The 9,769-nt window shown below is 59.8% G+C and carries 9 protein-coding genes and 1 tRNA gene; 7 read left to right on the top strand and 3 right to left on the bottom strand.

Features of this window, described 5'->3' with window-relative positions; genetic code table 11:
• Both JQN68_RS14045 and JQN68_RS14040 read right to left on the bottom strand, forming a co-directional pair.
• On the bottom strand, positions 1 to 347 hold a 347-nt coding region (locus JQN68_RS14045), incomplete at its 3' end, for a biotin/lipoyl-containing protein (protein ID WP_283775559.1).
• A gap of 35 nt (positions 348 to 382) precedes the next feature.
• Positions 383 to 3,091 (bottom strand): 2-oxoglutarate dehydrogenase E1 component, encoded by a 2,709-nt coding sequence (locus tag JQN68_RS14040; protein WP_225073714.1) that lies wholly within the window; start codon positions 3,089 to 3,091, stop codon positions 383 to 385.
• A gap of 193 nt (positions 3,092 to 3,284) precedes the next feature.
• On the opposite strand from JQN68_RS14040, the gene JQN68_RS14035 reads away from it, so the two are divergent.
• From JQN68_RS14035 to JQN68_RS14005, 7 genes are all read left to right on the top strand, one after another.
• Positions 3,285 to 4,556 carry a response regulator gene (locus JQN68_RS14035; protein ID WP_225073715.1) on the top strand — a complete coding sequence of 424 codons (1,272 nt, stop codon included), beginning with the start codon at positions 3,285 to 3,287 and terminating at the stop codon, positions 4,554 to 4,556.
• A 144-nt stretch (positions 4,557 to 4,700) separates the two neighbouring features.
• A tRNA-Asn gene (locus JQN68_RS14030) sits at positions 4,701 to 4,776 on the top strand.
• 711 nt (positions 4,777 to 5,487) lie between these two features.
• Positions 5,488 to 6,798: a L,D-transpeptidase family protein gene (locus tag JQN68_RS14025; RefSeq protein ID WP_225073716.1), complete on the top strand. Its 1,311-nt coding sequence runs from the start codon at positions 5,488 to 5,490 to the stop codon at positions 6,796 to 6,798.
• An 85-nt stretch (positions 6,799 to 6,883) separates the two neighbouring features.
• Positions 6,884 to 7,186, top strand: a complete 303-nt coding sequence (locus JQN68_RS14020; RefSeq protein ID WP_225073717.1) for an Lpp/OprI family alanine-zipper lipoprotein — start codon at positions 6,884 to 6,886, stop codon at positions 7,184 to 7,186.
• A gap of 224 nt (positions 7,187 to 7,410) precedes the next feature.
• A complete protein-coding gene (locus JQN68_RS14015) occupies positions 7,411 to 8,370 on the top strand; it encodes a L,D-transpeptidase family protein (RefSeq protein WP_249621267.1) in 960 nt (319 codons plus the stop codon).
• A gap of 134 nt (positions 8,371 to 8,504) precedes the next feature.
• On the top strand, positions 8,505 to 8,780 hold the full coding sequence (locus JQN68_RS14010) for a type II toxin-antitoxin system Phd/YefM family antitoxin (protein ID WP_225073938.1): 276 nt from the start codon (positions 8,505 to 8,507) through the stop codon (positions 8,778 to 8,780).
• Positions 8,777 to 9,118 carry a type II toxin-antitoxin system RelE/ParE family toxin gene (locus JQN68_RS14005; protein ID WP_225073937.1) on the top strand — a complete coding sequence of 114 codons (342 nt, stop codon included), beginning with the start codon at positions 8,777 to 8,779 and terminating at the stop codon, positions 9,116 to 9,118. The genes JQN68_RS14010 and JQN68_RS14005 overlap by 4 nt, the downstream gene beginning before the upstream one ends.
• Before the next feature lie 84 nt (positions 9,119 to 9,202).
• Here the strand turns inward: JQN68_RS14005 and JQN68_RS14000 are convergent, their stop codons facing one another.
• Complete coding sequence (locus JQN68_RS14000) at positions 9,203 to 9,619, bottom strand: YbaN family protein (protein WP_249621266.1); 417 nt, start codon at positions 9,617 to 9,619, stop codon at positions 9,203 to 9,205.
• Between the last annotated feature and the right edge of the window lie 150 nt (positions 9,620 to 9,769).

Genomic DNA, 9,769 nt, shown 5'->3' with positions numbered 1-9,769 from the left:
GCGGGCACGGCCGTCGGGGCTGGCCCCCCAGCCACGCTGTCCACGCTGTCCACGCTGTCCACGCTGTTCGCTACCTGCTCCCGCGGCGACGCCGGCGGCGTTGCCGCGACGCCCTCCGCCGGACCGATGGTGGCAACCACGGTCCCAATGGGCACCATCTCCCCCTCCGGCACCAGGATGTGCAGCCTGCCGTCCTGCTCGGCGAACAGTTCCAGGGTAATCTTGTCCGTCGCCAATTCGCAGAGCAGGTCGTCCTTCTCCACCTCGTCGCCATCCTCCCGATGCCATTTGGCCAGTTCTGCCTCGACAATGGATTCGCCGAGTTCCGGTATCTTTACTTCCAGCATATTTTTTTCCCTCCCTTGCGAAGCCATGGTTCACCTCATCCGGACAGTTGCTCAACCGCCAGGGCGGCGGCAACGATGCGCTCCTGCTCATGGCGGAACTGCCGATGGGAACCGCCGGCCGGCGCCGCCGCCGGTTCCCGGCCGACATAAAGGAGCGGCCGGGCACTGTCGCCATGCAGCAGTGCGGCGACATGTTGCCAGGCGCCCATGTTGCGCGGTTCCTCCTGCACCCAGACCCATTTTGCAGCCGCCGGAAAACCTTTCAGGACCTCGCGCAACGCTTCCCCCTGCAACGGGTAGAACTGCTCGATGCGCACCAGGGAGACATCCTGGCGGTCCAGGTTCTCGCGGGCGGCCCGCAGTTCATAATAGATTTTGCCGCTGCAGAGCAGTACCGTCCTAACCGCCTCCGGCTGCGGGGCATCCACCAGCAGCTCCTCGAATCGACCCTGCACCAGTTCCTGGAGGGAGGATACACAGCCGGGGTGGCGCAGCAGACTTTTCGGGGTGAACACCACCAGCGGACGCCGGAACGGCTGTTGCAACTGGCGGCGCAGCACATGGAACAGCTGCGCCGGTGTGGTCGGCTGAACCACCTGCAGGTTGTCCCGGGCGCAGGACTGCAGAAACCGCTCGATGCGGGCGCTGGAATGTTCCGGTCCCTGACCTTCGTAACCGTGGGGCAACAGCAGGGTCAGGCCGCTGGCGCGCTGCCATTTGTGAGCGCCACTGACCACGAACTGGTCTATGATTACCTGGGCACCGTTGGCGAAATCGCCGAACTGGGCTTCCCACAGAATCAAGCCGTTGGGAGACTCCAGGGAGTAGCCGTATTCGAAGCCGAGAATCGCCGCCTCGGACAGGGTGCTGTCGTAAATGGAGCAGCGGGCGCCCCGGGCGGCCGTGGCTGCCAGAGGCACCCAAAGGCGGCCGTCTGTGACATCCACCAGCGCGGCGTGACGCTGGCTGAAAGTCCCGCGCCGGCTGTCCTGACCGGACAGGCGCACGTCATGGCCCTCGGCCAGGAGGCTGGCGAATGCCAGGGCCTCGGCCATGGCCCAGTCAAGATGACCGTCCGGACTTACGGCGGCCCGCCGTTTTTCCAATAAACGCAGCAACCGTTCATCGGTCCGAAAGCCCTCCGGCAGCGTGGTGAGCTGCGCGGCCAAGGCCATGAGGCGGTCGGCCGGCACTCCGGTCGCCTCCCGCCAGGGCCGGTAATCCGGGGCGATATCCCGCCATTTGCCGGCAAACCCGGCGGCGGGGGGCTGCGGAGGCGCCGCCAGGGCCTCCTCCAGTTCCGTCCGGATTGCCGCCGCGTTCCCCGCCACCCGCTCTTCGGCCAAGCCCTGTCGGCAGAGTTCGGCGGCATAGAGCTCGTCCACCGGCGGCCGTTGCCGGATTTTTTCCACCATCAAGGGCTGGGTGAAAGAGGGTTCGTCCTCTTCGCTATGGCCATGCCGGCGGTAGCAGATGATCTCCAACAGCACATCGCCGCCGAAGCGCTGGCGGTACTCCAGTGCCAATTCGGCGGCGTAAACCACCGCTTCCGGGTTTTCGCCATGGACGTGGAAGATGGGCGCCATGAGCATTTTCGCCACATCCGTGGCATAGCAGGTGGAACGCGCATCCGCCGGCCGGGTGGTAAAACCGATCTGGTTGTTGAGGACGATATGCAGGGTCCCGCCGGTACGGTAGCCTTCGAGTTGAGACAGGTTCAGGGTTTCCGCAACAATTCCCTGCCCGGCAAAGGCCGCATCGCCATGAATCAGCACCGGCAGCACTTGGCCGGCGCCGGCCTTCCCCAAGGCATCCTGGCGGGCCCGCGCCTTGCCCTCTACCACCGGATCGACAGCTTCCAGGTGGCTGGGGTTGGATGCCAGGGTCAGGGCCACCCGGCGGCCGGCGGCCAGTTCCCGCACGCTGGAATAGCCTTTGTGATACTTGATGTCGCCCTCGCCGATCTCGCCATATTCCAGATTATCCCGGAATTCGGCAAAAATGTTCGCCAACGGCTTGCCGAAAATCTGAGACAGCACGTTCAAGCGACCGCGATGGGGCATGCCGACGATGATATCGCTCACCCGGCCGGCGGCCGCTCGTTGCACGACGGTCTCCAGCAGGGGGATCAGCACCTCGCCACCCTCCAGGGAAAACCGCTTCTGGCCGGGGAACTGCCGATGCAGGAACCGCTCGAAATGGGCGGCCCGCTGCAGCAGCCCCAGGATGTTTTCCTGTTCCTCGCGACTGAATGCCCGGCGGTTGCGGGTCCCTTCCATGCGCTCCTGCAACCAGGTGCGTTCGTCCGGTTGCTGCATGTGCAGGTATTCAACGCCGATGGATCGGCAGTAGGTTTCACGCAGTACCTGCAGAATCTCCCCGAGGCTGGCGCCGGGCAGGGAGAATTCCCGAGGATGGCAGGGCAGGTCAAGATCCGCCTGCTCCAGGCCGAAGCCGGAGAGGGCCAGCAGGGGATGCTCTACCGGACAAGATGAGAGGGGATCGGTGCAGGCCAATAGATGGCCCAAATCGCGATAGCGGTGAATCAGAGCATCGACAGCCAAATGGCGGTCCATCGACGCCCGCTCCGAACCGCCTGCTCCGGGCGGCCCCTCAGCAGCGCTGCCCAGCAGAAAGCCCTCGAAAAACGCCCGCCAGTCTGCCGCCACGGAATGAGGACACTGCTGCCATTGCCGGAACAGGGCCTCCAGCCACTGCGGGCTGACATTGCCGAAAGATGCCATGGAACCTCGTTCAAAAAAGGCGGAGATACCGGACCGATTCAAGTGCCCAGGCTCTGAAGTATAGCCAAGATGAGCGGCGACAGCAATCCGCCTCAAACATGGCGTCAAGCTCTGTTATACTAGTGGCAAATATCCGCTGTTGCGACAGATCCCGCATACTTCCTCATTCCGCAACCGGCGGGACAGGTACACCATGAACCAGAAACGACCAGAAAACCGTGACAACGGAGCCCCGCCGACAGCAGCAGGTCGGCAGCTTGCCGATGCCGCTGAATTTGCAATGGGAACGGAACCGTGCCCTCCGGCCCAAATACCGGAATCCTGCGGCCACCTGCTGGCCGCTCTCGGCCATGAACTGCGTACCCCTTTGGCCGGCGTCCTGGGCATGCTGGAACTGGCCCTCGACGGCGAACTGCCGCCGGAACAGCGCCGTTGCCTGGAATTGGCCAACAGCTCCGCCCAGGCCTTGTTGCGCCTGGTGCAGGATATGCACGATTACGGCCGCCAGGAAAGCGGCCGACTGATCACCGAAGGTCAGACTTTCGAGGTGCGCGCGTGGGTCGATGCGTTGCACCGCAAACTGCCGCAGCCCATGGGGCGGCCGGCCGTGGCCTTGCACATCGACCTGGATCCGTCCCTGCCGGAGATGTTGCAAGCCGACGCCGAACGCATCGGAAATATTCTGCTCAACCTGATGGAAGCCCAACTAAAAAGCCGCCGCCCCGAGCATTTGATCCTGCGTCTGGAACTGCTGCACTCCCAGCAGAACTACCTGCTCGCCACCCTGAGCGAAAAGCCGGAACAACTCGATGACCGTGCCAAATCCGCCCTGCTGGCCGCCTGTGGCAACGCCATCCTGCCACCCCTGGGCCAAGCTGGAACCCTCGAACTGAAACTGGCCCTGAGCCGCCACCTGGCCGCCGCTCTTGGCGGAGCCATTGGGGAACACCCCAGTCCTTCCGGAGCCGGTTTTTATTCCGTCCTGCTGCCCTGCACCACGGCCGGTCAGAAGCTGCACCCCGAAGCCGGCCCGGCAGCCCGAAAAAAGGTCGCCGGAACTCCGTCGGCCGCCTTCCGCATCCTGCTGGTGGAAGATGACGACGCCATCCGCAAATTGCTGGAACTGCTCATCCAGCATCGAGGCATGCAGGTCACCTCCGTCACCGACGGCGAACAGGCACTGGCCCAACTGCAACATCGGCATTACGACCTGGTGTTGATGGATTTGCGCATGCCGCGCCTGGACGGCCTGACCGCCACGCGCCTGATTCGTGAGCGGGAGCAGGCCAACGGCGCCGGTCGCCTGCCCATCATCGGCATCACCGCCCACGGCGGCCCCGAAGATCTCGATCTCTGTCTGCAGGCCGGCATGGATGAACGCCTCAGCAAGCCCATCCGTTCCGAAGATCTCTACGCCGCCATCGAACGCCTGCTCTCCTGGCCGGAAACCCCGGATTGGGTCTGACGCCCTGTTTACTGCGTTTCAGCAGAGCCTTGTCCGAAGTGGTTTGAGCGTATATTTTCATACTTGACAACCATTGGGGCAACGTGTATAAACACAACTCGTTTCCGCGGTTTTTCCATAACCGCGACAACGAGACTGGAATTTTCCCCGGTAGCTCAGTCGGTAGAGCAGGTGGCTGTTAACCACCCTGTCGCTGGTTCGAGTCCGGCCCGGGGAGCCAGCAATTAAGATGGCCGATTCCCCCGTGGAGTCGGCCATTTTCGTTTTTGAATTGGCTTGGTCCGCCATGCCGGTCGACATATGTCTTCTCCCGCCCCCTGAATCCGTTCTCCGAAAGTTTCAGATATTCCCGGCCAAAACGCTTTTCCCGGTATAACGCTCCATCATTGAGTGCCAGGTAACCAATTTTTTCGCGTTGAGTCTCCATATGGCGCCAAACAGGGTGGTCTTTTGACGTACCTTGCGCAAGCATTGAGATGGATCACAAGCTTTTAACCTCCAAAAATGTTGGCACCTGTTTTGAGTTCGATTGCGTGCATGAGGAATATCAACTAGTTGGGTCGAATGGCGCAACCTTTCAATGGTTGTACCTTGCAGGCGCACGGCCACTCCGGGCATGGCACACCTTCTGCAAATTTGCACGGAACCCTGGGATGAAAATTATTGTTTAATGGGACAATTCCATCTTCGACTTATATTCTGAGCCTGGGAAAATATACCGACGCTCATTCGCGCCGGGCGTACCTTGCCCTCTCATTGCGGACAATTACTATTATTTGACAAGCACTTGACATGCAGTATAACTTTCGCATGGGTTGTTTGGTTGCTTATAACTTTGATGCTTTCGCTGGAAAAACTTTTTGCCATGCTATCAGCTTTGTCTCAATGGCCGGCACTGCATCACCGCCGGGAAAGGACTCTGGCAATACCCATGTTTCGCCCCTTCACTCCGCCACGGATGGCCCCTTGGTTGTTTCCCCTACTCCTCAGTACATTCATTTTCGCGCTGCCGGGATGCACCTCTTTAAGACATTCCCTGTGGAGGCCGCCGCTGGCTCCCGACGGGGAAATTGAAAGAAATCGCTTTACCGTTGCCAAGGGCGAGGATGTCATAGGCCAACTGGCGGAGATCCGGCTTGAAAAGGGGGATACGCTGGCGGGTATCGCGCGACACTTCGGTTTAGGACTCAATGCCGTCAGCGCCGCCAATCCCGAGGTGGACATTTGGGTACCCAAGGCCGGTGAGCGTATCCTGCTGCCTCTGAATTTCATCCTGCCGGACACCCCCCGGAATGGTATTGTGGTCAACCTGGCCACCATGAGGCTGTTTCACTTCCAGAGGGATGGTGCGGTCCTGGCGCTGTCCACCTACCCCGTTGGCATCGGCACCGAAGAAAAGCCCACGCCCATGGGGCGGATGCGGGTGGCGCGTAAGGCTACCCGGCCGACTTGGTATGTGCCGGTCTCCATTGCCCAGGCGCACCGAAAAAAGGGGGACATTCTGCCGGCGGCGGTTCCTCCAGGGCCCGACAATCCCCTGGGAGACTATGCTCTCTACCTGAGTAAACAGGGCTATCTGATCCACGGCACCAACAAGCCGGCCAGCATCGGTCTGAAGGCCACCAATGGCTGCATGCGACTCTATCCGGAAAACATCGCAACGCTGTTCCGGGAAACCCCGATCAACACCCCGGTGTTGATTATCAACCAACCCTACCTGCTGGGCCAGCGCAACGGGATTCTGTACCTGGAGGCCCACACGCCCCTGGAAGACTCGGGCGTGGCCGAACTTGCCAGGATCAATGCCAAACTGCGCGCCATGGAGAAAGAATCGGGACGCACGCTTGATTGGCAGAAAATCAGACAGATACAGGCCGAGGCCCGGGGCATTCCGGTTCCCATCCTGGCCCTGGAGGCGGCGAAGGGGGCGGGGGCCGAAAAACCAGTCGCCATCAGGCACCCGGGCCGACTGCTCGGCAGTCCCGAACTGCCTGGCTTGAAGTTGGACGCCTGGTATGTGCTGGCCGCCGAGGTCCAAGACGAACTCGATGCCCGGCGGCTCGCCGCCATCATCAACCACCAGGGGCCGCCCATCCCGGCCCAGGTGCTGCCGGCCGGCAAAGGACACCGGGTTCTCGCCGGCCCCTTCAAGGATGCCGGCGAGGCCAGAAAAGCGGTCAAACGCCTGAAAATCGATCTGGAACTCGATGGGATCATGATCGAACCTGTCAGGAAGGGATAGACGACACAACCTGTCTTGCCCGGCTGCGACCTGGCGAACTTCATTTCCTGACGCGAGGAACCAAATGGAAAGGAGGTGACAAAGAATGGTAAAACGTCTCGTGCTGTTTTCCATGATGCTTGTTCTTCCTGTTACGATGATCGGGTGTGCGACAACCAGCGAACTCGAGAAAGTGCAGGCGGAGCAGAAACTGATCAACGCCAAAGCCGAGCAGGCAATGCAGGATGCGCAGGCTGCCAAGGCCGCGGCCGATGAGGCCAAACTGCAGGCCGATGCAACCTCGGCCCGCGCCGAAACCGCCATACAGGCGGCTGAGGAACGGGAAAGGATCGCCGACGAAAAGGCGAGAATGGCTGAAGCTGCTTTCCAGAAATCCATGCGGAAGTAATCGAGAAAAGTGAAAGGTCCTGATAATCCGGACAGCGAAATGGCAGGGTCTGCAGACCCTGCCATTTCGCTATATTTCCGTCATTACCGGCCGGGACGTTCAAGGTATCGGCCTGCCAGGCACGGATTCATGCCAAGATGATCATGATGGAACAGTCAAAGGGTGAAGGAATGAGGAAGCAGGGGGATTACACGAAGGGGCTGTCAAGGAGGTTGTGCCGGCAGATGGCAGAAGGATCCGGCGATCAGGGCCGCATGAGAGGGCTCCGGCATGTGCTCGGCATCTGCCTCGCCCTGTTGCCGCTGATGCTGGCCGGCTGCGGCAACTTCCATGGGAGCCAGCAGGCCAAAATTCCCTATGAAGAAGCCGATGGATTGTTTCGGGCCGGCAACTACCTGGCCGCTCTGGAAAAATATGAACTGCTCCTCGGGCAGCATCCGGCGACGAGCGACCGGACCCTGTTCGAAATGGGCATCCTGTATTCATACGCCAGGAACGAACATAAAGATTACCAGAAGGCCTTGGAATGCTTCCAGCAAATCGTGAAAGATTATCCGGCCAGCGCATACCGGCAGAACAGTCAGGCCATGATCGGCTATCTTGAACAGGTAGCGCTCAAGGACTCGACCATTGCCGCGCAGCAAACTCAGCTTGATGTCCTGCGACAGGAGATCCACCGCAAGGAGGAGGAGATAGAGGCAATCGGCCAACGGCTCAAAGCTCTCGAGCGACTGGTTATGGCGCATGCCATCGAAAAGGGCTCGGTGGACAAGATTCTGGTAGAGAAAGGCGCGCGTCGGCTGACTCTCTTCTCCTACGGAGAGGTGCTCAAGAACTACAGGATCGCTCTGGGCGGAGACCCGGTGGGTCACAAGACGCAACAGGGCGACAACAAGACCCCGGAGGGAACTTACGTCATCAACGGACGAAACAAGGGCAGCCGCTACCATCTGTCCCTGCGGATTTCCTATCCCAACGACAGCGACAGACGACGGGCCCGTGAATTGGGCGTCGATCCGGGCGGCGACATCATGATTCACGGCATCAAGAACGGCTTCTCATGGGTCGGCGAGGCCCATGCGGAACTCGACTGGACGCAAGGCTGCATTGCCGTAACCAACGAGGAAATCGAGGAAATCAACAAGTTGGCGCCCAATGGAACGATCGTCGAGATCCGGCCGTAGGCCAAATCCTCCACGCACAACTCCTTTCCCATCCAAACCTGCCCCCTCGACATCAAACCCTACCCAAAGTTAAGCCCTTGGGTGCTTTCCTTTTCGGCCCCTATTTGGTACCATAAAAAAACTGGAGGTGCCCGATGAATATTACCAACGACATCAAGCCAATAACCTACCTCAAATCGCGCGCGGCTGATCTCTTAAAACAAATCAACGAGACCCATCGCCCTGTCATCATTACCCAAAACGGGGAACCCAAGGCGGTGCTCCAAGACCCTAAAAGTTATGAAGACATGCGCAATGCCATCGGTCTTTTAAAACTCCTGTCCCAGGGTGAAACCGATGTTCGCAACGGCCAAGTGAGTGCGCAGGACGAGGTTTTTGCTCAACTAGAAAACCTACTGAGCGACAAATGACCTCATTCTATCAGGTTCTCTGGACCAAAACGGCCGAGTGCGACCTTGTCAAGATCATTGAGCATATCGCCAACGACAGCCCTGCGAATGCGCGTACTGTTTTGCTTAAACTCAAAGAACACGCATCAAACCTCAACCGCTATCCCGAACGAGGCCGCATTGTTCCTGAATTGCAAGGCCAGGGTATATTGCAGTATCGTGAGCTCATTGCCTCACCCTGGCGTATCATCTATCGCGCGTCTGAAAACAAGGTCTATGTGCTTTCTGTTCTTGATGGGCGCCAAAACGTTGAAGACATTTTGCTGAAACGACTCCTTCTTCAAAATAAAAGCTGCTAACCCTTATCAGGCCCCGTTCTCCAAGAGCAGAAGGTTCAAACTTCTCCGGCCCGAACCCCGCACGGTGCCTCAAAGGGCACTTGCTCAGCCTGGCCCGGCGCCGCAACCGCCCTCCTTCTCCGAACACGGCACCGCCGCATCCCCACTCAGCGTTTTAATGCGCAGCAGGTGCAGGGTCACCCCGAGGGCAATCCCCAGCAGCACCAGCCTTAGCCACCAATGTTCCACCGCCCGCCAGGCCGAAGAACCGATGGTCAACCACAGCAGCAGGAGGGTGAACACCTTCTGCTTCAGAGGAATACCTCGTCCGGCCCGGTAATTGCGGATATAGCCGCCGAACCAGCGATTGGTCAGCAGCCAGCGGTAGAAGCGCCGGGAACTGCGTGCATAGCACCAGGCGGCGAGGAGCAGAAAGGGCGTGGTGGGCAGCAGGGGCAGCAGGATGCCGAGGGTGCCCAGCCCTACGCACAGGGTTCCGCAACCGATGAGTAAAGGTCGCATCGCCCGATTTGATTTGGACTGCCGGCAGCAGGCCGAATTTTTCGAGTCCTCCATGGTACCCCGGTATCGCTGAAGAAAAAAATCTTTTCATAGTCGCCGCGTCCTTTATTATAATCATAGCCGGGGTCGGTCCTCAATCGGGGGTTTCAT

This window comes from Desulfuromonas sp. CSMB_57, assembly GCF_020194955.2.
Classification (GTDB): domain Bacteria; phylum Desulfobacterota; class Desulfuromonadia; order Desulfuromonadales; family Syntrophotaleaceae; genus JAFCIY02.
Note: the sequence above shows the minus strand (reverse complement) of the source record. Positions and strands in the feature narration are given on the sequence as shown.

Bases quoted from the DNA above. Each gene is read 5' to 3' on its own strand.
- JQN68_RS14040 (WP_225073714.1), bottom strand. From the start codon at position 3,091: ATGGCATCTTTCGGCAATGTCAGCCCGCAGTGGCTGGAGGCCCTGTTC.
- JQN68_RS14035 (WP_225073715.1), top strand. From the start codon at position 3,285: ATGAACCAGAAACGACCAGAAAACCGTGACAACGGAGCCCCGCCGACA.
- JQN68_RS14025 (WP_225073716.1), top strand. From the start codon at position 5,488: ATGTTTCGCCCCTTCACTCCGCCACGGATGGCCCCTTGGTTGTTTCCC.
- JQN68_RS14020 (WP_225073717.1), top strand. From the start codon at position 6,884: ATGGTAAAACGTCTCGTGCTGTTTTCCATGATGCTTGTTCTTCCTGTT.
- JQN68_RS14015 (WP_249621267.1), top strand. From the start codon at position 7,411: ATGGCAGAAGGATCCGGCGATCAGGGCCGCATGAGAGGGCTCCGGCAT.
- JQN68_RS14010 (WP_225073938.1), top strand. From the start codon at position 8,505: ATGAATATTACCAACGACATCAAGCCAATAACCTACCTCAAATCGCGC.
- JQN68_RS14005 (WP_225073937.1), top strand. From the start codon at position 8,777: ATGACCTCATTCTATCAGGTTCTCTGGACCAAAACGGCCGAGTGCGAC.
- JQN68_RS14000 (WP_249621266.1), bottom strand. From the start codon at position 9,619: ATGCGACCTTTACTCATCGGTTGCGGAACCCTGTGCGTAGGGCTGGGC.